The following is a 24,836-nucleotide window of genomic DNA, read 5'->3' as shown; positions in this document are numbered from 1 at the left end:
GGTGCCCCAACGGCGCCCGCTGCGGCTACGGTGGGCGCATGGCGGACTCCGAGATCCTGCGCGTGGACGGCCCCGACGGTGTGCGGGAGGTCAAGCTGAGCAGCCCGGACAAGGTGCTCTGGCCCGTCACCGATGGCGCGGCTCCGGTCACCAAGCGCGACCTGGCAGACTACCTGGTCACGGTGGCGGCGCCGTTCCTCCGCCTCAACGGCGACCGCCCCATGACGCTGCAGCGCTTCCCTGAGGGGATCGGCGGCGAGGAGTTCTTCTCCAAGCGGCCGCCGCGGGGCGCGCCGGGCTACCTGAGGACGGTGACGTGCACCTATCCGTCACGCCGGCGCCACGACCAGCTCGTGTTCGACGAGCCTGCAGCGCTCGCATGGGCCGCCCAGATGGGAACGGTGACCTTCCACCCCTGGCCGGTGCGCACGGCCAACCTGGACAACCCGGACGAGCTGCGGATCGACCTGGACCCCCAGCCGGGGCGGACCTTCGCCGACGCCGTCGTCGCGGCCCAGGCCCTCCGCGAGGTCATGGCCGAGGCCGGGCTCACCGCCTTCGCGAAGACCTCCGGCAACCGTGGCGTCCACGTCTACGCGCGCATCCGCCCCACGCACGAGTTCCAGGATGTGCGCCACGGCGTCATCGGGATCGCCCGCGAGCTCGAGCGGCGCCTGCCGGAGCTGGTCACCACAGCCTGGTGGAAGGAGGAGCGCGGCGAGCGGGTCTTCGTCGACTTCAACCAGGCCAACCGCGACCGCACGATCGCCGCCGCCTACTCTCCCCGGCCCCTGCCGCACGCGCCCGTCTCGACCCCGCTGACCTGGGACGAGCTGGCCGACGCCGACCCGCGGGATTTCACGGTCCGCACCGTCCCGGGCCTCCTGGCTGAGCGGGAGTGCCCCTGGGCGGGCATCGACGGCACGGCGGCCGACGTGGCCGGCGCACTGGAGCTGTGGGAGCGGGACCTCGAGCGCGGGCTCGGCGAGCTGAACTTCCCGCCCGACTACCCCAAGATGCCCGGCGAACCGCCGCGCGTCCCGCCCAGCAGGCGCAAGGCCGACCGGGCGGACGCGGAGTACATGGCCCCCAAGGCGGAGCGCGACGCCGAGTGGGGCACCGCCATCGCGCCTCCCTACGGGCCCATGCTCGCCAAGCCGGTCAAGAAGCTCCCCGAAGGCGAGTTCCTGTACGAGCCGAAGTGGGACGGCTTCCGCGCCATCATCTGGCGCTCCGGCGACCGGGTCGAGATCGGATCGCGCAACGCCCTGCCCATGACCCGCTACTTCCCCGAGCTCGTCACCGCCTTCGTGGAGAACCTTCCCGACCATTCCGTCATCGACGGCGAGATCATCCTGGTCGACCCGGAGTCCGGGGACCGCCTCGACTTCGACACGCTGCAGCAGCGGATCCATCCTGCCGCCTCGCGCATCGCCAAGCTCAGCGCAGCCACGCCGGCCAGCTTCGTCGCCTTCGACCTGCTCGCGCTGGGCCACGACAACTACGTCGAACGCCCCTTCCGGGAACGGCGCGCTGCGCTCGAGGAGGCCCTGAAGGACGCCGAGCCGCCGGTGTACCTCACGAACGCCACCCGGGACCCCGCCGTCGCCCTGGAATGGTTCAGCGCCTTCGAGGGTGCGGGCCTGGACGGGATCGTGGCCAAGCCGCTCGACGAGCTCTATGCCGAGGACAAGCGGGTCATGTCCAAGCTGAAGCACGAGCGGACCGCGGACTGCGTCGTGGCCGGCTACCGGCTGTACAAGGACGAGCCCGACGCCATCGGCTCCCTGCTCCTGGGCCTGCACGACGATCAGGGCAAGCTCCACTCAGTGGGGGTCGTCGGGGCCTTCCCGATGGCCCGCCGCCGCGAGCTGTTCACGGAGCTGCAGCCTCTCGTCACGACCTTCGACGGCCACCCCTGGGCCTCGGCGCAGCCTGCCGAGGAGGCCCCCGACAACCGCGACCAGTCCATCCCGCGCACTCCGACGGCCGCGGCCCACTCGCGCTGGAACGCGAAGAAGGACCTCTCCTTCGTCCCGCTGCGGCCCGAACGCGTGGCCGAGGTGCGCTATGACCACACCGAGGGCGACCGCTTCCGGCACACCGCACAATGGGTGCGGTGGCGCGAGGACCGCTCGCCCGCGTCCTGCACCTACAGCCAGCTGGAGGAGCCGGTCCGCTACGACCTCTCCTCCGTCCTGGACGGGGACCAGTAGCGCGGCTCAGCCGTTGGGGCGCTGCGGGAGGTACTGGATCGCCCACCGGTTGCCGTCCGGATCCTCGAAGGTCACGAAGTGGCCCCAGTCGAGGACCAGGACGTCGCTGACGTCGACCACGCGCGCGGCGAGCCCGTCGTGCGCTGCAGCGATGTCCGCGACCACCACCTGCAGGGCAGCGGTGCCCGGCGGCTTCTCGGACAGGCCCTCACCGAACGCGATCGAGCATGCGGACCCCGGTGGGGTGATCTGCACGAACCGCACGTCCTCGCTGACACGCTGGTCGTAGTCGAGGTGGAATCCGACCTTGTTGACGTAGAAGTCGATCGATCGGTCGACGTCGCTCACAGGGATAAAGGCCAGTTCGAGCTTCCAGTCCATGAGTCCACGCTAGGCGCGCCCGTCCGGGGCAGGAAGAGCACACGGACAGGCTGCGGACCATGCCGGTCCGCAGCCTCTCAGAAGACTCCTCAAAGAAATTCTCCGGACCGAGTGACCTTTCCGGTGCGCCCGTCGGTTCAAGGGGTGTAGGGCGCACGGTTCGCGTCCTGTCCACTGACTTCAACCTCCTAGGAGCCGATCCATGTCGATCCTCACCGTCATCACCTCTGGCCTCACGTCGGGCAAGATCGCCGCGAGCGCCGCTGCGCTCGGCGTCCTCACGGTCGGCGGCGTGGGAACCGCCGCCTACACCGGCACCCTCCCCACCGAGGCCCAGAGCGTGGCCCACCAGATCCTCGGCGCCCCGGCGCCGGCCGCGCTCGACGACGCGAAGGGCGACGCCACGGCTGCGGGCCAGAAGGTCCAGGACGCCGCCGCCAAGGGCGCCGCGCAGGCCAAGGACGCCGCCACGAAGGCCGCCTCCCAGGCCCAGGGCGCGGCCACCGACGCCGAGAAGGCCGCCGACACGGCTTCCGCCTCCACCGAGGGCAGCTCGACCGGCGCCGCCGACCTCGACCTCGTGGGCCTGTGCCACGCGAACGCCGCGGGCTCGCTCAACGCCTCCTCCGCCGGCTTCAAGAGCCTCGAGGTCGCGGCCAAGGGCCAGGCCAACATCGCCGCCTACTGCCAGGGCCTCGACGCCCAGGCGGCCACGGGTGCTGTGAAGCAGGCCGCCGGCAGCGCCGCGTCCGCCGCCAAGGCCGCGGTCCCGGGCACCCCCGCCCTCCCCGCGGTCCCGGCCGTCCCGGCCCAGGGCACCCTCCCGAGCGCCCCGGCCGTCCCGAGCGCCCCCGCCGTGCCGTCCGACCTCGGCAGCACCCTGCACCAGTAACCTGCGGTAGGGTGTTTGACCGTGCCGGGGCCGGCCCTTGCGGAGGCCCCGGCACGCACCGGCACACGCGCCCCGTGCGGGCACCGCGTGCCGCGACCGATGGACAGGATGGAGTGGTTGCACACGAGCGAGGACCCCGGGCAGGTGATCGCCGCGGACGATCAGGACAGCCCGGAAGAACTCTTCACCGCCGCCTACCGCGAGTACTCGGGGCCCGTCAGGGGCTACCTGCGCGCGCGGGGCATTGACGACCCCGACGCCGTGACGCACGACGTCTTCCTCGCCCTCTACACACGGCTCACCCAGGGCGCCACCGACGAGGAGCCCGGCTTCACCGGCGGCCTGGCCGGCACCAAGGCCCTCGCCTTCACCATCGCCCACGGACGCGCCGTCGACCATCACCGGCGCAGGGCGAGGACCCCCTATCTGGTTCCCCATGAGGCAGAGACCGATCCACGGCGTGCGGCCACGACCCCCGAGGACTCAGTCGTCGCCGACAGCGGCGCGCTCGCCCTCCTCGGCCGGCTCGCCGACGACTACCGCGAAGTCCTCCTCCTCCGCATCGTCGCGGACCTCTCGATCGACGAGACGGCCGCGGTCATGGGCCGGACCCCGGGCGCGGTCAAGCAGCTCCAGCGCCGGGCCCTGAACGAACTCCGCACGCACGTGCCCACCACAGAACTGAGCAGGCCATGACTTCCGCCTTTGACCCGGACGACCTCGGCGTCGTCGACGAGCTCCTCGAGGGACTGGACGCCGAGGACGCAGAGTCCCTCCGCCCGGTCCTCTCCGAGCTCCGCGGGCTCGCAGAGTCCGCGCCGGTGCTGCCCAACCGACGCCTCAGCAGCCTCCTCGCCGCCGCGCCCCAGCCTTCCGCCCCGAGCAGCAGCCCGAGGCGCAGCACGAAACCGGGCCGGCCACGGTGGTCGACCTCGAGTCCGTGCGGAGCGGCCGCACTGCCTCGCGGCGCCGCCGCGGCCGTCCGGCCACCACCGCGCTGATCATCGCCATCACCGCCGGCGCGGCATCGGCCGGCGCTGCCGCCGTGGCGCAGGACGGCTTCCACCTCTGGCCCAACGGCGGCACTTCCGCGGTGGACAACGGGCCCGGCCAGGCCCCCTCCCCCGCGGGAACGGGCCAGACGCCCCTCCCCGCCCGGGTCGCGCCGGCCGTGCCCGCCCCGAGCAGCACGACCGCGCCCGGAGACGCCCAGGCCCCGGCGACGATCGCGCCCAAGTCGACCCTGCCGGCGTCGACCGTCACGCCGTCCGCCCCCGCGCCGGCTGCTGGCGTCCCGGGAGTCCCGCAGCTGCCGCTCAACCCGTCGCTCTCCCCGAGCACCGTGCCCACGGTGCCGCACCTGGCGCCGGCCCCCACGCCGCCGTCGCTGCTCTCCGGCCTGCTGCCGAAGCTGCCCTAGGACGGCGGGCGCCAGCGCGCCCCTGCTACTTCGCCAGGCCGTAGAGGCGATCGCCCGCGTCGCCGAGCCCCGGGACGATGTAGGCCTTCTCGTTGAGCCGCTCGTCGATCGAGGCGAGCACGATCTTCACGTTCGCCTCCCCCAGCCCCTTCTCGAGGCGCGCGAGCCCCTCGGGGGCGGCGAGCAGGCAGATGCACGTGACATCGCTCGCGCCGCGGCGGAAGAGGAACTTCACGGCCTCGCTGAGGGTCCCGCCGGTGGCGAGCATGGGATCGAGCACGAACACCTGGCGGCCGGTGAGGTCCTCCGGGAGCCGCTCGGCGTAGGTGACGATGTCGAGCGTCTCCTCGTCACGGGCCATCCCGAGGAAGCCGACCTCGGCCGTCGGCACGAGCTTGACCATGCCCTCGAGCATGCCGAGGCCCGCGCGCAGGATGGGGACCACCAAGGGGGTGGGCTTCGTGAAGGCCGTGCCCACGGTGGTGGTGACCGGCGTCTCGATCGTCACGGGCTCGGTGCGCACCTCGCGGGTGGCCTCGTAGGCCAGGAGGGTCACGAGCTCCTCGGCCAGCTGGCGGAACACCGGGCTGGGGGTGTTCTTGTCCCGCAGCACGGTCAGCTTGTGCGCAACGAGGGGGTGGTCGACGACGAGAGTTCGCATGGCAGAGAACCTACCAGTCCCGTCCGACAGGCTCACCCCGTCCGCCCCTCGCCTCCCCCTCAGAGGGAGGACGACGGCGGCACCCGGCCACCGCCGTCGGGCGCGGCCCCCGCGGCGGCCCGCTCCGCCCGCGAGCGGCGCACCAGATGGAAGACCTGGTGGGCGATGATCACCACCGTCAGCCACGCGCACCCGAGGAACCAGGCGGCCACCACGTCGGTGAGCCAGTGGTGGCCGAGGAAGACCCGGGAGAGCCCGATCGCGAGCGCGTAGACGGCGCCGAGGCAGATCACCGCCGTGCGCGTCCACGCGCTGCGGACCCTGAGGCAGACGAGGTAGACCACGATCCCGGCGATCACGGTCGCATTGAGGGTGTGCCCGCTCGGGAAGGACGCGGAGTACTCGTAGGGCGGGACCGCAAGCTCGTGCGGCGGCCGGGCCCTCGCGGTGAGCTCCTTGCCGAAGACCGTGGCGGACAGCGAGCCGAGCGCCGCCGCGGGCACGAGGACGAGGGGCCGCCAGTGCCGCATCCACACCGCCAGGAGCACCATCGCGACGGCGGCGACGATGGGCGCGATCACCCCGCCGCCGACATTCGTCAGGGCGGTGACCGCGGCGTCGAGGGCCGGGGTCCGGGTCGAGACGGCCCACGCGAGCACCGGCTGGTCCAGCGCGGCGAGCTCGTCCTTCTGCACCACGGACTCGTACACCTCGCCGCCGGCCCACGAGAACCCCAGCGTGAGGGCGGCCCCGACAGCGAGCAGCGCCCACATCGTGGCGTTCGGGCCGAGCCGGCGGCCGATCCCTGCGATCCAGCGGCGCAGTGCGCCTTCCCCGTCCACGGCCGACTCCTCTCCCCCCGGTGTGCTGGCCCGTGCGGGCCGCCAGGCTGGGCCCCACGGGGCCGGGCCGCACGGGCCGCGCTGTCTGCGCCCGAACCTATCATTGGACCCATGCCCGCCCCCCGACCGCACACGCAGGATCGTGCCCACGCCTCGTGGATGCGGCTCGCCCTCGAGCAGGCGCGGGCGGCGGAGACCACGGGGGACGTGCCGATCGGTGCGGTCGTGGTGGGGCCCGACGGCGCGGTGGTCGCCACGGGGCGCAACGAGCGCGAGGCCCTCGGCGACCCGACGGCCCACGCAGAGGTCCAGGCCATCCGCGCGGCCGCGGCCGCCCTGGCCCACGGCGGCGCGGGCGACGGGTGGCGCCTGGCCGACTGCACGCTCGTGGTCACCCTCGAGCCCTGCGCGATGTGCGCGGGCGCCATCGTCCTGGCACGGATCCCCCGCGTGGTGTTCGGCGCCTGGGACGAGAAGGCCGGCGCCGCGGGCAGCGTGTTCGACATCCTCCGCGAGCGGCGCCTCAACCACTGGGTCGAGGTCTACCCCGGCGTCCTCGAGGAGGAGTGCGGAGCACTCCTGCGCGGGTTCTTCGCCCAGCACCGCTGAACCCGTGGATGGAATGATGGTCCGGACATCGGGCGGCGACCTCACATTTCCGGCCTCCCCGGCGTCTTCATGGTGATGGACACGAAACAGCCCTTCGAAAAGCTCGTCGAGCTCCACGGAGCCTCGGTGCTGCGGGTGTGCCGCGCGGTCGTCGGCCCGCTGGACGCCGAGGACGTCTGGCAGGAGACCTTCCTCTCGGCGCTGCGGGCCTATCCGGAGCTGCCGCCCGACGCCAACGTCGAGGCGTGGCTCGTGACCATCGCCCATCGCCGCTCCCTTGACGCCGTCCGGGCCGCCAGGCGCCGCGCCGTCCCCGTCGAGGCGGTGCCGGAGGGACACTCGCGGCTGGGGAACCCCGCACCGCCGGACGACGGCGTGTGGGGCCACGTCGCGCATCTGCCCGACAAGCAGCGGCGCGTCATCGCCTACCGCTACCTCGGCGACCTGCCCTTCGGGGAGATCGCCGCGATCGTCGGCGGCACTGCCGCCGCTGCCCGCCGCTCCGCCGCGGACGGGCTCAGGAAGCTGCGCACCCTTGTCTCGGCAGACCTGCTGCCGGAAGGAGACCACTCATGAACCGCCCCCGCCCCGACGCGACCGTGCCCGGCGCCGACTCCGGCGTGCTCGCGCCCGGCGCCGTTGACCTCGCCTTCGCGCCCCACCTGACGGTCATCGAACCGGGAACCCTTGAGCGGCTCCGCGGCGAGCTGGCATCCGAGGCGGGCCGGGAGGGGCTGCTCGACGTGGCCTACCGGGTGGTCGACTCCCCGCTGGGCCAGCTCCTCATCGCCGCGACCGAGCGCGGCCTGGTCCGCGTCGCCTTCGAACGGGAGGGCCTGGACACCGTCCTGCAGACCCTTGCGGACCGGCTGAGCCCGCGCATCCTCGAGGCTCCCGGCCGGCTGGGCTCCGCCGCCCGGGAGATCGAGGAGTACTTCGCCGGGCGACGCACCCGCTTCGACCTGCCCTTGGACCTGAGCCTCTCCGCGGGGTTCCGCCGCACCGTCCTCGCCCACCTCGGCGAGATCCCCTTCGGCGCCACTGAGAGCTACACCGAGGTCGCCAGGGCCGTGGGGAATCCGAAGGCCGTCCGCGCCGTCGGCACGGCGTGCGCGACCAATCCCCTGCCCCTCGTGATCCCGTGCCACCGGGTGCTGCGCTCCGACGGGAGCCTCGGCGGCTACATCGGCGGCCTGGAGGCGAAGACGGCGCTGCTCTCCCTCGAGGCGGCGGCGTGAGCGGCACGCTCTTCGGCGACGAACTGCTCGAGAGGCCGCGCCGCGAACTCGTCCCGGGCGCCGTGCATGTGCCCGGCTGGCTCACCCTCGAGCAGCAGGGCTGGATCGCCGAGCGGTTCCGCGAGTGGTCCGCCGGCCCGGTGCCGCCGCGGGCCGCCGCCGTGAGGGGCCACGAGATGTCCGTGAAGACGGTGTGCCTGGGCTGGCACTGGCAGCCCTACCGCTACACGCGCGAGGCCACCGACGTCAACGGTGCCCGGGTGCTCCCTCTGCCCGACTGGCTCGCGCGCGTGGGACGGCTCGCCGTCGCCGAGGCCTACGGTCCCCGCGAGGCGGCCCGCGACTACGCTCCGGACACGGCCCTCGTCAACTACTACGACGACGCAGCGCGGATGGGCATGCACCAGGACAAGGACGAGGTCTCCCGGGAGCCGGTCGTCTCACTGTCCATAGGGGACAGCTGCCTGTTCCGCTTCGGCAACCCCGAATCGCGGGGCCGGCCCTACGAGGACCTCGTGCTGGCCTCCGGCGACCTCTTCGTGTTCGGCGGCCCGGCGCGGCTCGCCTTCCACGGCGTCATGAAGACCTACCCGGACACCGCGCCCGCCGGGTGCGGGCTCGGGACCGGGCGCATCAACATCACCCTCCGCGTCACCGGACTGGACTGAAGGAGCACCCCATGGCCGAGGCAGCACTGATCACCGGCGAGGACGGCCTCTCCAGGCCACTCTGGGCGAGCGCCGACGCACTCCTGCGCGAGTACTACGACACGGAGTGGGGCATGCCCGTCCGCGACGAGCAGGGCGTCTACGAGCGGATCTGCCTCGAGGGCTTCCAGGCCGGCCTGTCCTGGGCCACGATCCTGCGCAAGCGGCCCGCGTTCCGCCAGGCCTTCGCCGGCTTCGACCCCGAGGCCGTCGCCGAGTTCACGCCCGAGGACGTGGAGCGGCTCATGCTCGACGAGGGCATTGTCCGCAACCGGGCCAAGATCAACGCCGCCATCACGAACGCCAGCGCCACCCTCGCCCTGCGCGAGGAGGGCGGCCTCGCAGACTTCGTGTGGTCCTTCCAGCCCGCCGAGACCCCCGCGCCCGCCTCCTTCGCCGAGATCCCGTCCACGTCCCCGGAATCCATCGCGCTCTCGAAGGCCCTGCGCAAGAAGGGCTTCGCGTTCGTGGGGCCCACCACGATGTTCGCACTGATGGAGGCCATCGGCATCATCGACACCCACCTTGTGGGCAGCCATCGCCGCGGCAGCTCGGGCGTGTGGGCGTAGCCCGCGTGGCAGAGCGCAGCGACGCGGCGCCGGGAGTGGCTGAGCGCGTCGGCGCTGCCGCCCCGGCCTCCATTCGGCTCGAGGCCCCCGGCGGCCTCGCCTCCACCGCGATGCTCGCGAGCCTCGCGGCCCACACCGTGCCGGGCGCCGAGCGCACGGACCTCGGCACGGGAACCCATGAGCGGCTCATCCACGTCGCGCAGGGACCGGTCGCCGTCTCCGTGCGCCTTGACCCCGACGGGGTGGACCTCACCATCCACGCAGCCCGGACGCACGTGGCGGCCGTGATCGCGGTGGTGGGCGCCTGGCTGGACCTCACGACCGATCTGGAGGTGGTCCGCGCGGCCCTGCGCGAAGACCCCTTCCTCAGGCCCCTCGTGGACGCCCGGCCAGCGCTGCGGGTCACGGGAACCACGGATGCGTTCCAGACAGCAGTGACGACCGTGCTCGGCCAGCAGGTCTCCCTCGCGGCGGGCCGCACCTTCGCCGGACGGCTCGTCGCCGACTACGGGCGGCCCGGCCCCGGTGGGCTCGTCCGGTTCCCCACCGCCGCAGCGCTCGCCGAGGTGCGCCCGGAGGAACTCCAGGCCGCCGTCGGCCTGACGTCCTCCCGCGCCCGGACTGTCCGCGCCCTCGCGGAGGCCTTCGCGGACCGGGGCCACGCCCCCGGAGACGCCGGCCTGCGGCTCACGCGGGGCGAACTGCTCGCGGTCCCCGGGGTCGGACCGTGGACCGCCGACTACCTCGAGGTCCGCACCGGGTGCCCAGACGCCTTCGCGCCCGGCGACCTCGTGCTGCGCCGCGCCCTCGGCGGCATCAGCGCGCGCGAGGCCGCCCGCCGCGCGGAGGCGTGGCGCCCGTACCGCGCCTACGCGCTCGTGCATCTGTGGACCGCCACGGCCTACCTGCCGTGACGGCAGGACGACGCCGAGACACCCCGTGCGGGCGTTCCTGGCCCCCAGTTTGGACTCGGCGGCTCATGTCGGTAGAGTAGATGCCTGCTGGTGGTGTGTCCGAGCGGCCGAAGGTGCATCACTCGAAATGATGTTTGGGGCAACCCAACGGGGGTTCAAATCCCTCCACCACCGCCCAGCACGAAGGCCCCGGGAACCGCGGAATGCGGAGCCCGGGGCCTTCGTCATCCCTCGGGAGCAAGCGCCCGGCGCGCAGCGGCAGCCGGCCGGTCGCCTCCTGCGTGTTCTCCGGCGTCCGGCGTAGTATTCCGCCCACGGTGTCGACACGAGAGGGACCCCCATGGCCGTGAAATGGCTCGACGAGCCCCGGGAGCACAACTGCCCCGCCGCGGAGTCCTACCTCTGCGCGAGCCACCACACGGACGAGAACACCGACATCCCCGTCATGATCGCGGACGTGCGGGCCCGGAACGAGTGAAACCAGCGACACCGTGTCCTTCGTCGAGCTGTCCCTCATCTGCATCGTCGCGCTGCTCGGTCCGGCGCTCGCGGCCAAGAGGTCCTGGCATCTGCCGCTCGTGCTGGGTGAGCTCATCGCGGGCGTCATCACCGGCAAGTCCCTCTTGGGCTGGGTCGACTCCGGCAACGAGACCCTGACCTTCCTCGCGGACCTCGGCTTCGCCCTCATGATGTTCGTGGCGGGCACCCATGTGCCGATGCGGGACAGGACCATCCGGGCGGCGGTGGGCAAAGGGGCCCTCCGCATGGTCGTGACGTCCGTGGTTGCCGCCGCGCTCGGGATCGGGATCGCCCTCCTGATCGGCTCAGCCAACGCGCCCCTGTACGTGGTCCTCATGGCCTCGTCCTCCGCAGCGCTCGTGCTGCCGATCGTCGATTCGCTCAGGCTCACGGGCCGCAGCGTCCTCGAGCTCACGGCCCAGGTTGCGCTTGCCGACGTGGCCGCGATCGTGGCGCTCCCCCTCGCGATCGACCCGGCCAACGCCGGGCCCAAGGCGATCGGGGCGTCCGCCTTGGCCGTCTGCGCCCTTGTGCTCTGGTGGGCACTGAGGCACTTCGAGAGGGACGGGTCGCGGCAGCGCCTCCACAGCGTCTCCGAGGAGCGCAAGTTCGCCCTGGAGCTGCGCATCCAGCTCTCAATCCTGTTCGCGCTGGCAGGCCTCGCCGCGTTCACGCACGTGTCGATCATGCTCGCGGGCTTCGCGTTCGGCCTCGCGGTCTCCGCCGTGGGCGAGCCCCGGAGACTCGCACGCCAGCTCTTCGCCCTCAACGACGGCTTCCTGGGACCCGTGTTCTTCGTGTGGCTCGGCGCCTCCATCGACCTGCGCCAGCTCGGCGGACACCCGCAGATGATCGTCCTGGGGCTCCTGATCGGCCTCGGCGCTGTCGCCGCGCACGCCGTGAACCGCGTGACGGGGCTCCCCCTGCCGTTCGCCATCGGTTCGGCAGCCCAGCTCGGGGTCCCGGTGGCTGCCGCGACGATCGGGCGCAGTCTCGGCGTCCTGGCGCCGGGCGAGGACGCGGCACTGCTCCTCGGCGCGCTCCTCACGATCGGAAGCACGACGGCGGCAGCCTCCTGGGCCGCCAAACGCGCCGCCGCTGCGGGGTCGGCACCGGGATCAGCTGCCCCGGCTGACGGGGGCGCCCAGCCCGCGCAGTAGGCTGCGGCCCGGGCCCCGGGGGGATGAGGCTGCAGCTCTGGACACCGTCGGCGGTCAAGCCCACACTGGCCGCATGCGCGCCAAGATCAGCACCCAGCATCGGCCGCACCGGCACGAGACGGCCGCACCGGCACCGAACCCGCCCAGCACGGGGCCCCTGACCGCCGAGGAGCTCGAGCTCGCCCGCCGCAACCACTCCGCCCCGCTCGAGGCGCTCCGATGGCCGCTGACGCCGCCCGGCCTGCACTACACCGTGGTCCACTTCGACATCCCCTACCTCGACCCCGAAACGTGGCGCCTGCGGATCCACGGTGCGGTCGAGCATCCCCTCGAGCTCACCCTGAGCGATCTCCGCCGCCGCCCGCGCCGCACGGCGGCCGTCACCCTTGAGTGCGCGGGCAACGGGAGGGGACGTCTCGAGCCCCGGCCGCCGAGCATCCCGTGGGACACGGGCGCCGTCGGCACCGCGGAGTGGACCGGGACGCCGCTGGCCCCGATCCTGGAGGAAGCCGGCCTTGCGGCGGAGGCCGTCGACCTGGTCTTCACCGGCGCCGACCGCGGGGTCCAAGCTGGCCTCGAACAGGACTACGCCCGCTCGCTGACTGCCGATGAGGCGATGGACGAGCACGTGCTCCTCGCCTATGAGATGGGCGGCCAGCCGCTCCCGCCCCAGCACGGGTTTCCGCTGCGCCTCCTGGTGCCGGGCTGGTACGGGATGGCGAGCGTCAAATGGCTCACCTCGATCGAGGTGCTCGACCGGCCGGCGCACACATTCCAGAACGAGCGCACGTACCGGTATTCGCAGGGCGCCGAGGACCCCGGCGAGCCCGTCACCCGAATGCGCGTCCGCTCGCTGCTGGTGCCGCCCGGCCTGCCGGACTTCTTCACGCGGCGGCGTTCGCTCGACGCCGGTCCCATCATGCTGCGGGGCAGGGCCTGGTCCGGCGAGGGGCCGGTGGTCCGGGTCGAAGTCGCCATCGATGGGGTCTGGACCGATGCGCACGTGGAGCCGCCGACCGGGAAGCACGCCTGGCAGGAGTTCAGCGTGGTCTGGGTCGCGGTCCCCGGGCCCCACACGCTCGCGAGCCGGGCCACCGACGCCGCCGGCAGGGTCCAGCCCCTCGAGCAGGCCTGGACGTACCAGGGCATGGGCAACAACGCGGTCCAGGAGATGACGGTCGAGGTCGTGGCCTGAGCCTGCCCGGCAGCGGACGGCTCCCGCCGCCGACCCTGACGCACACGGCAAAGCGCCGTGGCCGTACTGTGGCCGTGTCGTGCCTTGACGCCAGTGTGACGGGAGTGAATTGTGGGATTATGAACCGCGTCCAGCGCAGCCTCGCATTCCTCTCCCCGCTCGCCCTCGCAGCGGTGCTGGCCGGCTGTGGCTCGGGCGCCCAACCGGCCGCGTCGCCCTCCTCCGCATCGCCGAGCGCGTCCTCGAGTGCCAGTTCCTCGTCCAGCGGCACTCCGACAGGCTCCGACAGCGCGACCCCGGGCACGGGCAGCCCTGCGCCCTCCACCGCCGGCGGGGTCGCCCGGTGCGTCTCGAACCAGCTCCAGGGCAGCCTCCAGCCGGGGGCGGGCGGGGCCGCGGGGACGGTCTACCAGAAGATCGCCCTCAAGAACGTCTCCCAGTCGCCCTGTCTGCTCGAGGGTTTCGCCGGCGTGTCCCTGACCAACGGCCCCACCGGCGCCCCGATCGGCGCCCCGGCGGACCGCGACACGTCGGTGCCCGTCGTGCCGATCGTGCTGCAGCCCGGCCAGAGCGGCGCGGCCGACTTCGGGCTGCACCAGGCCGGCAACTACACCGGCTGCACCACGGTCGACGCCGCGGGCTACCGGGTGTACCCGCCCGAGGACTACGGGTCGCTCTTCATCCCCGCCCAGGTCATGGCCTGCTCTAACAGCGACATCCACCTGCTGACGCTGCGCGCCTTCCAGCCTTCCTGATCCTCCCCGCGGACAGATTCCGCGCAACTGGGGCCGAGGTGTCCGCCGGGCAGTGCTCCGGCGGACGCCTCGGCCTCTCTCTGTCGGGTGGCCGCGAGCGCCGGCGCTGCGGCGGAGGGATGGCCGGGGGCCCAGGGTCGGGGCGCGGACGCGCGACGTCGGGCCGTGGGGGCGCGACGTCGGGCCGTGGGTACGCGACGTCGCCCCTGGGTACGCGACGTCGCCCCGTGGGGCGCGACATCGGGGACCGCGAGGTCATCCGAGGGGTGCGCGACGTCGGGCCATGGGTGGCGGCCCTTGGGCCCTCCGCGCACGACGTCGGCCGCTCGCCGCCGTCGGCGTTCTCGCCGCCGGAGTGCCTATGCGGAAGTGCACTTCTCGCCGCCTAGTTCGCCGGAGGCGCACTGCACCGCGAGAAGTGCACTTCCGCAGCTCCCACCCGCTGGCCAGAACTCCGCTTCCCGCCCAGAAGTGCCCGAAACGCGCGCTTCTTGCCGGCAACGGCACTCCCGCCGCGCCACCACCCGGCCTCGCGGGCGCTCCGACCGTCTGGGCCGGCGACGCAGGGATGTCGGAGGCATGGAGGATGATGGTCGGGTGAGACAGGGCGTTCAGGAGGGCCCGGCCGTGGCAGCCGGAGACGCGGCGGTGCTGGACCGCTTCGGCGCTGCCACGCGCGAGTGGTTCCTCGGCGCCTTCCGCCATCCGACGCCCGCGCAGGCCGGCGCCTGGGAGGCCATCTCCTCCGGGCGGCATGCGCTCGTCGTGGCCCCCACCGGCTCGGGCAAGACGCTCGCGGCCTTCCTCTTCTCGCTCGACCGCCTCCTGGCGCACGACGGCGCCGCCCCGCCCGGCGCTGCCGGCCCGCCTTCTGCGCCGTCCCGGCACGGGGACGCGGCCCTTCCCGGCCTCGGCACCTCGGAGCTGGAGCCGGCCCCCGCCCAAGGCACGGGGACAGCGGGAGGCGGGGGCCGGCGTCGTGCGCCCAAGAACCACACGAAGGTCCTGTACATCTCGCCGCTGAAGGCCCTCGGCGTCGACGTCGAGCGGAACCTCCGCGCGCCCCTCATCGGCATCTCCCAGACCGCGCGGCGCCTGGGAGTCGAGGTGCCCGAGGTCAGCGTGGGCGTGCGCAGCGGGGACACGTCCGCGTCGGACCGGCGGGCGCTGCTCTCGAACCCCCCGGACATCCTCATCACCACCCCCGAGTCGCTGTACCTCATGCTGACCTCGCAGGCCCGCGAGACGCTCTCCCAGGTCGAGACCGTGATCGTGGACGAGGTGCACGCCGTTGCAGGCACCAAGCGCGGCGCCCACCTCGCCGTGACCCTCGAGCGCCTCGACGCGATCCTGCCGAGGCCGGCGCAGCGGATCGGGCTCTCCGCGACGGTGGAGCCCAAGGAGCTCGTGGCCCAGTTCCTCGCCGGCCGGGCCCCGTGCGAGGTCGTGGCGCCACCGGCGGCCAAAACGTGGGAGCTCACGGTCACCGTCCCGGTCGAGGACATGAGCGACCTGCAGGGAGCCGCCGCAGCCCACGACGCCGGGCCCGCCTCGGGCCTGCAGCCGCAGGCGTCGATCTGGCCGCACGTCGAGGAGAAGATCGTCGACCTGGTCCTCGCGAACCGGTCCACGATCGTGTTCTCCAACTCGCGCCGGCTCGCCGAGCGGCTCACGGGCCGGCTCAACGAGATCTACGCCGAGCGGATGCAGCCGAGCGTGTGGGACGAGCCCCTCCCCGACGGCTCCGCGTCGGGGCAGGAGCGCGGGACCACCACCGCGGGGCAGGCCGCCGAGGCTGTCGCCGCGACGCTGGCCCGCCGCACGCCGGCGGAGATGATGGCGCAGGCGGGCCAGAGCGCGGGGGCGGAGCCGGTGCTGGCGCGGGCCCACCACGGGTCCGTCTCCAAGGAGCAGCGGGCCCAGATCGAGGACGATCTCAAGACGGGGCGCCTGCGCTGCGTCGTCGCCACGAGCAGCCTCGAGCTCGGCATCGACATGGGGCTCGTGGACCTCGTCATCCAGGTCGAGTCCCCGCCCTCGGTCGCCTCCGGGCTCCAGCGCGTGGGCCGCGCCGGCCACCAGGTGGGCGAGGTCTCCCAGGGCGTCCTGTTCCCCAAGCACCGCGCGGACCTCGTGCACACCGCCATCACGGTCGAACGCATGCTCGCGGGCCAGATCGAGGCCCTGCGCGTCCCGGCCAACCCGCTCGACATCCTGGCCCAGCAGACGGTGGCCGCCACGGCCCTCGGGCCCGTCGACGTCGAGGAGTGGTTCGACGTGGTGCGCCGCTCCGCCCCCTTCGCCACCCTGCCGCGCTCGGCCTTCGACGCGACGCTGGACCTCCTCTCCGGCAAGTACCCCTCGGACGAGTTCGCCGAGCTCCGCCCCCGCATCGTGTGGGACCGCACCGAGGGGACCATCGAGGGCCGTCCCGGCGCCCAGCGGCTCGCGGTCACCTCCGGCGGGACCATCCCGGACCGGGGCCTCTTCGGCGTGTTCATCGTCGGCAGCGAGGACGAGGGCTCCACGGCGTCGCAGGCCGCGCGCGGCGGCCGGCGCGTCGGCGAGCTCGACGAGGAGATGGTCTACGAGTCCCGGGTGGGCGACGTGTTCGCGCTCGGGGCCACGAGCTGGAAGATCGAGGACATCACCCACGACCGAGTGCTGGTCTCCCCCGCGTTCGGCCAGCCCGGCAAGCTCCCCTTCTGGAAGGGCGACGGCGCGGGCCGGCCGGTCGAGCTCGGCCGCGCCCTCGGCGCGTTCCAGCGCGAGGTCTCCGGCGCGGACCGGGAGCATGCGCTCGCGCGCATCGAGGCCGCAGGACTCGATGCCTTCGCCGCCGGCAACCTGCTGCAGTACCTCGACGAGCAGAAGCAGGCCACGAGCCTGGTCCCGAATGACCGCACCCTCGTGGTCGAGCGGTTCCAGGACGAGCTCGGCGACTGGCGGGTCGTGCTGCACTCGCCCTTCGGGATGCCCGTGCACGCGCCGTGGGCCCTCGCCGTGGGGCGCCGGCTGAGCGAGCGCTACGGCCTCGACGGCTCCGCGATGGCGGCCGACGACGGCATCGTGCTGCGGGTGCCGATGATGGAGGACGAGCCCCCGGGCGCCGAGCTCTTCGTGTTCGATCCCGACGAGCTCGAGGGGATCGTCACCGAGGAGGTCGGCGGGTCCGCCCTGTTCGCCGCGCGCTTCCGCGAGTGTGCCGCCCGCGCCCTCCTGCTCCCCCGCCCCAACCCCGGCAAGCGCCAGCCCCTGTGGCAGCAGCGCCAGCGCTCCTCGCAGCTGCTCGACGTGGCCAAGAAGTACCCCCAGTTCCCGATCATCCTCGAGGCCGTGCGGGAATGCCTCCAGGACGTCTACGACCTCCCGGCCCTCCGCGAGGTGGCCTCCGCCGTGGAGCGGCGCGAGCTCCAGCTCATGGAGACCACCACCCAGCAGCCGTCCCCGTTCGCCCGCTCGCTCCTGTTCGGCTATGTGGCGCAGTTCCTGTACGAGGGCGACTCGCCGCTGGCCGAGCGGCGCGCGGCCGCCCTCTCGCTCGACTCGACGCTCCTCAACGAGCTCCTCGGACGCGCCGAGCTCAGCGAGCTGCTCGATGAGAAGGTCATCGAGCAGACCGAGCGGGAGCTCCAGCGGCTCGCCGAGGACCGCAGGCTCAAGGGGCTCGAGGGCGCCGCCGACCTGCTCCGGCTGCTGGGGCCGCTGTCCGTGGACGAGGTCGCCGCCCGCCTCCAGGTCTCCGAGATCGACGGGGGCAGCGCCCGCTACGCGGACGCCCGAAGCCACTCCCCGGCCCCCGTCGATCTCTCCGACCCTCCAGCGCACGCCGCCGTCGTCGAGGCGCACCTGCAGGAGCTGGTCGCCGCCCGCCGTGCCCTCGTGGTGACGATCGGGGGCGCGGAGCGGTACGCCGCCGTCGAGGACGCCTCCCGGCTGCGGGACGCCCTCGGCGTGCCCCTGCCGGTCGGCGTCCCGCTCGCCTTCATCGAGCCGGTTGCCGATCCGCTCGGCGATCTCGTGGGCCGGTACGCGCGCACGCACGGGCCGTTCACCGCGCACGAGGCGGCGGCACGGCTCGGGCTCGGCGTCGCCGTCGTGCACGCCACCCTCAAGCGGCTCGCCGCGGACGGCCGCGTCATCGAGGGCTCGTTCCGGCCGCGCGGCGGGGACGCCACCGCCTCGCCGGCCGAGGAGTGGTGCGACACCGAGGTCCTGCGGAGGATCCGAAGGCGCTCGCTCGCGGCGCTGCGGGCCGACGTCGAGCCGGTGGACCAGGCCGCGTTCAGCCGATTCCTCGCCGCCTGGCAGCACATCGGCGATGCCCGGGACAGCAGGGGCAGGCCGCGCCCCCGCGGGAGCCTCAAGGGACTCGACGGCGTGCTCACGGTCGTGGACCAGCTCGCGGGCGTGCCGGTGCCGGCCAGCGCGTGGGAATCGCTGGTCCTGCGCTCGCGCGTCTCGGACTACACGCCCGCGCTGCTGGACGAGCTCATGGCCAGCGGGGAGATCCTCTGGACGGGCGCGGGCCCGATCCCCGGCAACGACGGCTGGATCAGCCTCCACCTCGCGGAGTCCGCCGCGCTCACCCTGGCCGGTGACGCGGAGTTCGCGCCCGACGCCGCGCAGCAGCGCATCCTCGACCTTCTCGCCGGAGGCGGCGGCTACTTCTTCCGCCAGCTCGCCGACGCCGCCCGCGAGCCGCGGGGCGACGGGGACCAGGAAGGGCCGCTCGCGTCCGACGAGGCCGTGCTGCAGGCGATCTGGGGCCTGGTGTGGGCCGGGCGCCTCACGGGCGACACGTTCGCCCCCGTGCGGGCCATGCTGGACGGCGGCCACACCGCCCACCGCCAGCCCTCCAGGACGCCCCGCGTGCGCTCGCTCGGCCACGGCGCCCTGCGCGGCGGCCGGATCGGCACCTCCCTGCGGGGAGTCGGCCGTCTCGGCGCTGTTGGGGCGCGCGGCTTCGACGCGCCCTCGGCCACGGCCCCTCCGATGGCGGCCGGACGGTGGTCCGCCGTCCAGGCCGTCCAGCTCGAGACGACGATCAAGGCCCATGCGCTCGCCCAGCTGCTCATGGACCGCTACGGCGTCCTCACCCGCGGATCCGTCATGGCCGAGAACGTCCCCGGCGGCTTCGGGTTGCTCTACAAGGTCCTCTCGCGCCTCGAGGAGTCCGGGGTGTGCCGCCGCGGCTACTTCGTGGACCGGCTCGGCGCCGCGCAGTTCGCCGTCCCCGCCACCGTGGACCGGCTGCGGCAGTTCACGCGCGACGACGGCACGGACGGCCCGGGCACCGCTCCGCCGCGCGACGCGCTGGCCCTCGCCGCGACGGACCCGGCGAACGCCTACGGCGCCGCCCTCGCCTGGCCGGAGGTCCCCGGGGCCGCAACGGGGCACCGGCCCGGGCGCAAGGCCGGGGCGCTCGTCGTGACGGTCGACGGCGCGCTCGCCCTGTACGTCGAGCGCGGCGGGAAGACGCTGCTGGCCTTCAGCGAGGATGAGGCCGTGCTCGGGCCGGCCGCGGAGGCGCTCGTCGGCGTGGTGCGCAGCGGTGCGGTGGACAAGCTCGCCATGGAGAAGGTCAACGGCCACGACCTCCTCGATACGCCGCTCGCGCGCGCCCTGACCGCCGCGGGGGCCTACTCGACTCCTCGCGGAGTGAGAGTCAGAGCGTGAGAATCAGAGCGTGAGGACCAGTGGCTGATGCCCGAGGGTGACAACGTCTACCAGGCGGCGCGAAGGATGAACGCGGCCCTCGCCGGCAAACGCCTTGCCGCGAGCGACTTCCGGGTGCCCGCGTTCGCGACCCTGGACCTCTCGGGCTGGACCGTCCTCGAGGTCGTCTCCCGTGGCAAGCACCTCCTCCACCGGCTCGCCCCGCCCGGGCCGGACGGCGCCGCCGCTCCCGGCCCGGAAGGGCGCCTGAGCATCCACTCCCACCTCTCGATGGAGGGCAGCTGGCAGGTCTATGCCCCCGGCGAGCGGTGGCGGAAGCCCGCGCACACGGCCCGCGCGGCCCTGACCACGGAGGACGGTACGAGCGCCGTGGGCTTCTCGCTCGGGATGCTCGAGGTGATCGCGACCGCCGAGGAGGGCGACGCGGTCGGGCACCTCGGGCCCGATCTGCTGGGCCCGGACTGGGACCCGGCCCGGGCGGAGGCGAACCTGCGCGCCCAGCCGGACCGCGCCGTCGGCCTCGCACTCCTCGACCAGCGCAACCTCGCCGGGGTCGGCAACATCTACCGGTGCGAGCTGTGCTTCCTCGCCCGCGTGCACCCGGCCACCCCGGTCGGCGACGTCCCGGACCTCGCGGGGATGGTCGCGACGGCCAAGCGCCTGCTCGAGGCGAACAAGGCGCGGTCCCGGAACACCGTGGGCGGGTTCGGGCCGCGCAACGGCACCTGGGTGTACGGGCGCACCGGTCAGCCGTGCCTGCGCTGCAGGACCCGCGTCCGGCACGGCACGCTCGCCGAGCCGGTCCCCGGCACCGGGACGCGCCTCGGGGACACCCGCGAGCGCGACATCTACTACTGCCCCAGCTGCCAGCCGCTGCGCTGACCTCTCCGGACTGGCCACACCGACAGAGCCCTAACGGCGCCCCGCGGCAATCCCGTGGCCTGGGGGCCTGCGGAACTTCGGCCTGGCCGTGTGCACGATGAACGGCGCCGCACGGCGGTGCACCCGGGTGCGGTTGTGGTGCAGCCCGAGCGCGGCCCGGGCCGCCACCCGGGCCTCCGCCCGGGCACGGGACTCCCGCGCGAGACGGGCATCCGCGGCGCGGTAGTAGAAGTGCTTCGCCGCCTCGACGAGCACGAGGTACAGGAGCACCATGCCCACGAGCGCGAGGAAGAAGTTCGCCGGGAGCGGCCAGAATCCCACGAGCGCGCCCACGGGTGTGTAGGGCAGCACGGCACCCACCGCCACGACCGTGAGGACGCCGACGGTCAGCGTCACGGAGGCCCGGGATCGCAGGAACGGGATGCGGCGGGTCCGGATCGCGAAGACGATGAGTGTCTGGGTCGCGAGGGACTCGACGAACCACCCTGCCCGGAACTCCTCGGGGGCCGCGTGGAAGACCCACAGCATGAGCCCGAACGTCGCGAAGTCGAAGAGCGAGGAGATGGGGCCGAAGATGACCATGAACCGCCGGATGGCACCGATGTCCCAGTGGGCCGGCTTGCGCAGCTGCTCCCGGTCCACCTTGTCCGTCGGGATGGCAAGCTGGCTCGAATCGTAGAGCAGGTTGTTGAGCAGGATCTGCCCGGGCAGCATGGGGAGGAAGGTCAGGAAGGCGCTCGCCGCGGCGGCGGAGAACATATTTCCGAAGTTGCTGCTCGTGCCCATGAGGAGGTACTTGATCGTATTCGCGAAGATGCGCCGGCCGCCGGTGACGCCGTCGGCCAGGACATCGAGGTCCTTCTCGAGGAGCACGACGTCGGCCGCGTCCTTCGCGACGTCGGTCGCCGAGTCGACGGAGATGCCGACGTCCGCGCGGTTGAGCGCGAGCGCATCGTTGACGCCGTCGCCGAGGAAGCCCACCGAATGGGTGCGCCGCAGGACCGTGACGATCCGGGCCTTCTGCTCTGGCGAGACGCGGGCGAACACGCGGGCTCCGGGCGCGGCCGCCGCGAGTGCGGCGTCGTCCATCACCTCGACCTCCGCGCCGGTCAGGACGGTGCCTGCGCGCATCTTCAGGACCGTCATCACGTACTCGGCCACGAGCGCGTTGTCTCCCGTAGCGATCTTGACGTCGACGCCGAGGCCGCCGAGGCGGGCGAGGGATTCCCGCGCGTCAGCCTTGGGCCGGTCGATGAAGCACAGGTACCCGTCGAGCGTGAGCGCCCCGGCGCCCACGGCGCTCGGGCGGCCCACCGGGACGGGACCGCTCGCGACGGCAACCACCCGCGCCCCCCGCCGGAACAGCGTCTGGAGGACGGTGCGGTCCGCGGCGGCCACCTCGACGCAGGCGTCGAGCACGGCCTCCGGGGCGCCCTTGAGGATGCGGATGGCCCCCTCTCCGCGACCGTCCGCTGCAACCACGGTCTCCATGGTCCGCGTCTCGTGGTCGAACGGGCGCATAGAGAGCCGGCGGCGACCTGCGAGGGCCGGCGGCACATCTGGGAACGCCTCCCACAGCGCGGCGTCGACGGGGTTCTGGCCCGCTCCGGACGCTCCCGGCACGCTGGGGTCAGCCTCGCAGCACAGCACCGCGAGCACCGCGAGCCGACGGGCGGCGTCGCCCTCCCCTGCGAGGGCGGCCGCCGGCACCGCCTCTTCGAAGCCGATCCGGCCCTCGGTGAGCGTTCCGGTCTTGTCGGTGATGAGGACGTCGAGGTTCCCCAGATCCTCGATCGCGAGGAGCCGCTTGACGAGCACGCCGCGCTTTGCCAGCAGCCGCGAGCCGGCGGCGAGGGAGGTACTCACCACGGCCGGCAGCAGCTGCGGCGTGATGCCCACCGCGATCGCGAGGGCGAACAGGACGGAGTCCAGGAACGGCCGCTGCAGGAGCAGGTTGATCACGAGGATGCCCGCGGTCAGCGCGATGCCGACCCACAGGAGCATGAGGGAGAACTGCTTGAGGCCGTGCTGGAAGGCGGTCTCGGGAAGGCCCTGGGCAAGGCCGGCCGCGATCCGGCCGAACTCAGTGCCGCGCCCGGTCGCCGTCACGACCGCGTGCGCGGAGCCGGCGTGGACCACCGTTCCCATGAGGACGCAGTCGGTCAGGTCTGCCAGGCCGGAGCCCGGAGGGACGGCCTCCGGGGACTTCTCGACTGCGGCGGACTCGCCCGTGAGCACGCCCTCGTCGGTTTCGAGCCCCACAGACTCGAGGATGCGGGCGTCCGCCGGGACGATGCCGCCCAGACTGACCCTGATGATGTCGCCCGGGACAAGCTCGCGCACCGGCACCGTCCGCTCGGTGCCGCCGCGCACGGCGACGACCGTGTGGGAGATCTGGCTGTGGAGATCAGCTGCGGTCTTCTCGGCGCGGAACTCGTTGGCGAACCCGAGCAGCGCGCTGCCGAGCAGGATCGCGACGATGATGCTCGCGTTGAGCTGGTCCCCGGTGGCGTAGGAAAGCCCTGCGGCTGCCACGAGCAGCGCCTGCAGCGGGCTCGCGAACTGGCGCACGAGCACATGGAACCAGCTCACGCGGCGCGCCTCGAGGACGTTGGCGCCCTGGGCGAGCCGGCGGGCGGCCTCCGCCTCGTCGAGCCCGCGCACCGAGGTGCCGAGGGCCGAGAGGACCCCCTCGGGGGCATGGCCGCGGCCTCGGCTACGGCCAGCTGGACCCGCTCGGAGACGGTCTCGACGCTCACGGGGCCATGCTACGCCGGGCGCAGCGGGCCCGGGGCCCAGGGGAAGGCGGGTCGGCGCCGGATCAGGCGTACAGCGCCCCGAGGTACTCGCCCCAGGCCTCGGCGTGCTCCTGCGCGCGGGCCGAGCGCGCGGCGTCGTCCGCCGTGTCCAGCGAGAAGTCGTGGACGGTCAGGCCCAGCCGCTGGCCGAAGGCCTCCCGGCCGAACACGCGCACCATCGCGGCCTCGGACCGCAGCCCCAGAAAATGGCCTGTGGCGTAGTCCACGGTGGCCTCGACGGGCCCCAGGCCGGGGAGGTCGAGGTCCTTCTTCTCCCCCGCCATGACCCCGGTCAGGGCGAAGGACGCGGCGAAGCGCTCGAGGGCATCCGGCGCGGTGGCGCCGTCCGGGCCCTGGACGTCCACGAAGGAGACCGCGCGTCCGTCGAAGTGCGTCAGGTACTCACCGAGAGTGTGGAGGTAGAACAGGGTGTGCTGGGCAGCGCCGTCGTACTGCTGCTCCCAGTTGTCGGTGAGGATTCCGGAGTGCACATAGTGCAGGTTCGTCCCCTCCGGCCCCGGGGTGAGGAGGTGCTCGAGCTGGTTGTACCAGCCGTCCGGGCCCTCCATGCGGGAGACGAGGTGGCGCGGGTGCTCGTCGACCGTGCGGACCGCCGGCCACTGGTCGGTGGGGAACATCCAGGCGGCGGTGCCGTCGGTGACGGCCTCCCAGATCCGCTCGGGGGCCGCATGGAGGACCACGTCCTGGACGATCTCGAAGGGGTGCTGCTCGGTCATGGCTGGATCTCCTGATCGGGTTCGGAGCCGGCCGCGGCAGCGTCCGGCCTGAGTGCGGGGTGGAGCACGACGACGAGCCGGTGCCGGCGCGCGCCGGGGGCCGAGGGCTCGTGGTACTTCGCGGCGAGCCGGGCCACCTCGGCGCCGAGCTCGGTGGCGAACGCCGCCCGCGAGGCCGCGGACGCGAAGGTGATCTCGCCGTCGGCTGCGTAGGTGGCGAGCTCCTTCCGGGCCGCGACGGCGCCCGCGAGCAGGCGCCCGACCTCGCGCACGGTCCGCGCGGCGAGCGCGAGGAGCCAGTAGGCGCTGAAGCGGTCCCTGAGGTGCTCGGGGTCCGGCTCGACCACCGCGAGCGCGGCCGGGGAGATGATGTAGGACGCCGCGGTGGCCTGCAGGACGCGTTCCATGACGTTGCCCTTGCGGCGCTCCTCGAGGAGCGCGACGAGCCCGTGCTCTTCGAGGGAGCGGAGGTGGTAGTTGACCTTCTGGCGGGGCAGTCCCACCTTCGCGGCGAGGGCTGCCGCGGACGACGGCGCGGCCAGCTCCCGCAGGAGCCGGGCCCTGAGCGGGTCCAGGCTCGCGGCGGCCGCGGCGGGGTCCTCGATGACCATGACGTCCTGCATGCCTCCATGCTGCTACCGACAATATTTTTTGTCAAGGAT

At 73.3% G+C, this 24,836-nt stretch carries 23 protein-coding genes and 1 tRNA gene; 18 read left to right on the top strand and 6 right to left on the bottom strand.

Annotated features, from left to right (window positions below; genetic code table 11):
* Window positions 1-38: 38 nt before the first annotated feature.
* Window positions 39-2,216, top strand: a complete 2,178-nt coding sequence (locus SA2016_RS20630; RefSeq protein ID WP_084249255.1) for an ATP-dependent DNA ligase — start codon at window positions 39-41, stop codon at window positions 2,214-2,216.
* Between the two features lie 6 nt (window positions 2,217-2,222).
* Here the strand turns inward: SA2016_RS20630 and SA2016_RS03035 are convergent, their stop codons facing one another.
* Window positions 2,223-2,597, bottom strand: a complete 375-nt coding sequence (locus SA2016_RS03035) for a VOC family protein (RefSeq protein ID WP_066495132.1) — start codon at window positions 2,595-2,597, stop codon at window positions 2,223-2,225.
* Window positions 2,598-2,799: 202 nt separating this feature from the next.
* On the opposite strand from SA2016_RS03035, the gene SA2016_RS03030 reads away from it, so the two are divergent.
* The 4 genes from SA2016_RS03030 to SA2016_RS03020 all read left to right on the top strand — a co-directional run bounded on the left by SA2016_RS03030 (window position 2,800) and on the right by SA2016_RS03020 (window position 4,909).
* Entirely contained in the window at window positions 2,800-3,489 is a 690-nt protein-coding gene (locus SA2016_RS03030) for a hypothetical protein (RefSeq protein ID WP_066495129.1), read from the top strand.
* A 108-nt stretch (window positions 3,490-3,597) separates the two neighbouring features.
* Window positions 3,598-4,185 (top strand): RNA polymerase sigma factor, encoded by a 588-nt coding sequence (locus SA2016_RS03025; RefSeq protein ID WP_066495125.1) that lies wholly within the window; start codon window positions 3,598-3,600, stop codon window positions 4,183-4,185.
* Window positions 4,182-4,490, top strand: a complete 309-nt coding sequence (locus SA2016_RS21700) for a hypothetical protein (protein WP_169803039.1) — start codon at window positions 4,182-4,184, stop codon at window positions 4,488-4,490. The genes SA2016_RS03025 and SA2016_RS21700 overlap by 4 nt, the downstream gene beginning before the upstream one ends.
* A complete protein-coding gene (locus SA2016_RS03020; protein ID WP_169803038.1) occupies window positions 4,430-4,909 on the top strand; it encodes a hypothetical protein in 480 nt (159 codons plus the stop codon). Before SA2016_RS21700 ends, SA2016_RS03020 begins: the two co-directional genes overlap by 61 nt.
* A gap of 25 nt (window positions 4,910-4,934) precedes the next feature.
* Here SA2016_RS03020 and upp read toward each other — a convergent pair whose 3' ends face one another.
* On the bottom strand, window positions 4,935-5,570 hold the full coding sequence (upp, locus tag SA2016_RS03015; RefSeq protein ID WP_066495122.1) for a uracil phosphoribosyltransferase: 636 nt from the start codon (window positions 5,568-5,570) through the stop codon (window positions 4,935-4,937).
* Between the two features lie 59 nt (window positions 5,571-5,629).
* Window positions 5,630-6,412, bottom strand: coding sequence for a phosphatase PAP2 family protein (locus SA2016_RS03010; RefSeq protein WP_066495120.1), 783 nt, complete (start codon window positions 6,410-6,412; stop codon window positions 5,630-5,632).
* 111 nt (window positions 6,413-6,523) lie between these two features.
* Here SA2016_RS03010 and tadA point away from each other — a divergent pair, with 111 nt between their 5' ends.
* The 13 genes from tadA (at window position 6,524) to SA2016_RS02950 (ending at window position 20,639) form a co-directional block, all read left to right on the top strand.
* Window positions 6,524-7,021 (top strand): tRNA adenosine(34) deaminase TadA, encoded by a 498-nt coding sequence (gene tadA / locus SA2016_RS03005; protein WP_066495119.1) that lies wholly within the window; start codon window positions 6,524-6,526, stop codon window positions 7,019-7,021.
* Between the two features lie 75 nt (window positions 7,022-7,096).
* Window positions 7,097-7,597 (top strand): RNA polymerase sigma factor, encoded by a 501-nt coding sequence (locus SA2016_RS03000; protein WP_066501917.1) that lies wholly within the window; start codon window positions 7,097-7,099, stop codon window positions 7,595-7,597.
* Window positions 7,594-8,259, top strand: a complete 666-nt coding sequence (locus SA2016_RS02995; RefSeq protein WP_084249253.1) for a methylated-DNA--[protein]-cysteine S-methyltransferase — start codon at window positions 7,594-7,596, stop codon at window positions 8,257-8,259. Before SA2016_RS03000 ends, SA2016_RS02995 begins: the two co-directional genes overlap by 4 nt.
* A complete protein-coding gene (locus SA2016_RS02990) occupies window positions 8,256-8,927 on the top strand; it encodes an alpha-ketoglutarate-dependent dioxygenase AlkB family protein (protein WP_066495117.1) in 672 nt (223 codons plus the stop codon). Before SA2016_RS02995 ends, SA2016_RS02990 begins: the two co-directional genes overlap by 4 nt.
* Before the next feature lie 11 nt (window positions 8,928-8,938).
* A complete protein-coding gene (locus SA2016_RS02985) occupies window positions 8,939-9,535 on the top strand; it encodes a DNA-3-methyladenine glycosylase I (protein ID WP_066495115.1) in 597 nt (198 codons plus the stop codon).
* A gap of 5 nt (window positions 9,536-9,540) precedes the next feature.
* A complete protein-coding gene (locus SA2016_RS02980) occupies window positions 9,541-10,449 on the top strand; it encodes a DNA-3-methyladenine glycosylase family protein (protein ID WP_229710811.1) in 909 nt (302 codons plus the stop codon).
* A gap of 89 nt (window positions 10,450-10,538) precedes the next feature.
* Window positions 10,539-10,623: transfer RNA gene (locus SA2016_RS02975), tRNA-Ser, on the top strand.
* Window positions 10,624-10,789: 166 nt separating this feature from the next.
* Window positions 10,790-10,927, top strand: coding sequence for a hypothetical protein (locus SA2016_RS21235; protein ID WP_157089103.1), 138 nt, complete (start codon window positions 10,790-10,792; stop codon window positions 10,925-10,927).
* 13 nt (window positions 10,928-10,940) lie between these two features.
* The gene (locus tag SA2016_RS02970) at window positions 10,941-12,128 is read left to right on the top strand and encodes a cation:proton antiporter (RefSeq protein ID WP_066495114.1); all 1,188 of its coding nucleotides are present in this window, start codon (window positions 10,941-10,943) and stop codon (window positions 12,126-12,128) included.
* 73 nt (window positions 12,129-12,201) lie between these two features.
* Complete coding sequence (locus SA2016_RS02965; RefSeq protein ID WP_084249252.1) at window positions 12,202-13,323, top strand: sulfite oxidase; 1,122 nt, start codon at window positions 12,202-12,204, stop codon at window positions 13,321-13,323.
* Between the two features lie 119 nt (window positions 13,324-13,442).
* The gene (locus tag SA2016_RS02960; protein ID WP_066495112.1) at window positions 13,443-14,078 is read left to right on the top strand and encodes a DUF4232 domain-containing protein; all 636 of its coding nucleotides are present in this window, start codon (window positions 13,443-13,445) and stop codon (window positions 14,076-14,078) included.
* A gap of 579 nt (window positions 14,079-14,657) precedes the next feature.
* Complete coding sequence (locus tag SA2016_RS02955; protein ID WP_066495110.1) at window positions 14,658-19,757, top strand: Lhr family helicase; 5,100 nt, start codon at window positions 14,658-14,660, stop codon at window positions 19,755-19,757.
* A 27-nt stretch (window positions 19,758-19,784) separates the two neighbouring features.
* The gene (locus tag SA2016_RS02950; protein ID WP_066495107.1) at window positions 19,785-20,639 is read left to right on the top strand and encodes a DNA-formamidopyrimidine glycosylase family protein; all 855 of its coding nucleotides are present in this window, start codon (window positions 19,785-19,787) and stop codon (window positions 20,637-20,639) included.
* A 30-nt stretch (window positions 20,640-20,669) separates the two neighbouring features.
* Here the strand turns inward: SA2016_RS02950 and mgtA are convergent, their stop codons facing one another.
* From mgtA to SA2016_RS02935, 3 genes are read right to left on the bottom strand one after another with little or no spacing between them, the layout of a single operon-like run.
* On the bottom strand, window positions 20,670-23,438 hold the full coding sequence (mgtA, locus tag SA2016_RS02945) for a magnesium-translocating P-type ATPase (protein ID WP_084249251.1): 2,769 nt from the start codon (window positions 23,436-23,438) through the stop codon (window positions 20,670-20,672).
* A 22-nt stretch (window positions 23,439-23,460) separates the two neighbouring features.
* A complete protein-coding gene (locus SA2016_RS02940) occupies window positions 23,461-24,174 on the bottom strand; it encodes an SRPBCC family protein (protein ID WP_066495102.1) in 714 nt (237 codons plus the stop codon).
* Window positions 24,171-24,797: a helix-turn-helix domain-containing protein gene (locus SA2016_RS02935; protein ID WP_066495100.1), complete on the bottom strand. Its 627-nt coding sequence runs from the start codon at window positions 24,795-24,797 to the stop codon at window positions 24,171-24,173. The genes SA2016_RS02940 and SA2016_RS02935 overlap by 4 nt, the downstream gene beginning before the upstream one ends.
* Window positions 24,798-24,836 lie beyond the last annotated feature (39 nt).

The sequence above is a fragment of the Sinomonas atrocyanea genome (assembly GCF_001577305.1).
GTDB lineage: Bacteria > Actinomycetota > Actinomycetes > Actinomycetales > Micrococcaceae > Sinomonas > Sinomonas atrocyanea.
Note: the sequence above shows the minus strand (reverse complement) of the source record. Positions and strands in the feature narration are given on the sequence as shown.

Coding starts and splice junctions, on each gene's coding strand:
- SA2016_RS20630 (WP_084249255.1), top strand. CDS start 39: ATGGCGGACTCCGAGATCCTGCGCGTGGACGGCCCCGACGGTGTGCGG.
- SA2016_RS03035 (WP_066495132.1), bottom strand. CDS start 2,597: ATGGACTGGAAGCTCGAACTGGCCTTTATCCCTGTGAGCGACGTCGAC.
- SA2016_RS03030 (WP_066495129.1), top strand. CDS start 2,800: ATGTCGATCCTCACCGTCATCACCTCTGGCCTCACGTCGGGCAAGATC.
- SA2016_RS03025 (WP_066495125.1), top strand. CDS start 3,598: ATGGAGTGGTTGCACACGAGCGAGGACCCCGGGCAGGTGATCGCCGCG.
- SA2016_RS21700 (WP_169803039.1), top strand. CDS start 4,182: ATGACTTCCGCCTTTGACCCGGACGACCTCGGCGTCGTCGACGAGCTC.
- upp (WP_066495122.1), bottom strand. CDS start 5,570: ATGCGAACTCTCGTCGTCGACCACCCCCTCGTTGCGCACAAGCTGACC.
- tadA (WP_066495119.1), top strand. CDS start 6,524: ATGCCCGCCCCCCGACCGCACACGCAGGATCGTGCCCACGCCTCGTGG.
- SA2016_RS03000 (WP_066501917.1), top strand. CDS start 7,097: ATGGACACGAAACAGCCCTTCGAAAAGCTCGTCGAGCTCCACGGAGCC.
- SA2016_RS02995 (WP_084249253.1), top strand. CDS start 7,594: ATGAACCGCCCCCGCCCCGACGCGACCGTGCCCGGCGCCGACTCCGGC.
- SA2016_RS02985 (WP_066495115.1), top strand. CDS start 8,939: ATGGCCGAGGCAGCACTGATCACCGGCGAGGACGGCCTCTCCAGGCCA.
- SA2016_RS21235 (WP_157089103.1), top strand. CDS start 10,790: ATGGCCGTGAAATGGCTCGACGAGCCCCGGGAGCACAACTGCCCCGCC.
- SA2016_RS02965 (WP_084249252.1), top strand. CDS start 12,202: ATGCGCGCCAAGATCAGCACCCAGCATCGGCCGCACCGGCACGAGACG.
- SA2016_RS02960 (WP_066495112.1), top strand. CDS start 13,443: ATGAACCGCGTCCAGCGCAGCCTCGCATTCCTCTCCCCGCTCGCCCTC.
- SA2016_RS02955 (WP_066495110.1), top strand. CDS start 14,658: ATGGAGGATGATGGTCGGGTGAGACAGGGCGTTCAGGAGGGCCCGGCC.
- SA2016_RS02950 (WP_066495107.1), top strand. CDS start 19,785: ATGCCCGAGGGTGACAACGTCTACCAGGCGGCGCGAAGGATGAACGCG.
- SA2016_RS02940 (WP_066495102.1), bottom strand. CDS start 24,174: ATGACCGAGCAGCACCCCTTCGAGATCGTCCAGGACGTGGTCCTCCAT.
- SA2016_RS02935 (WP_066495100.1), bottom strand. CDS start 24,797: ATGCAGGACGTCATGGTCATCGAGGACCCCGCCGCGGCCGCCGCGAGC.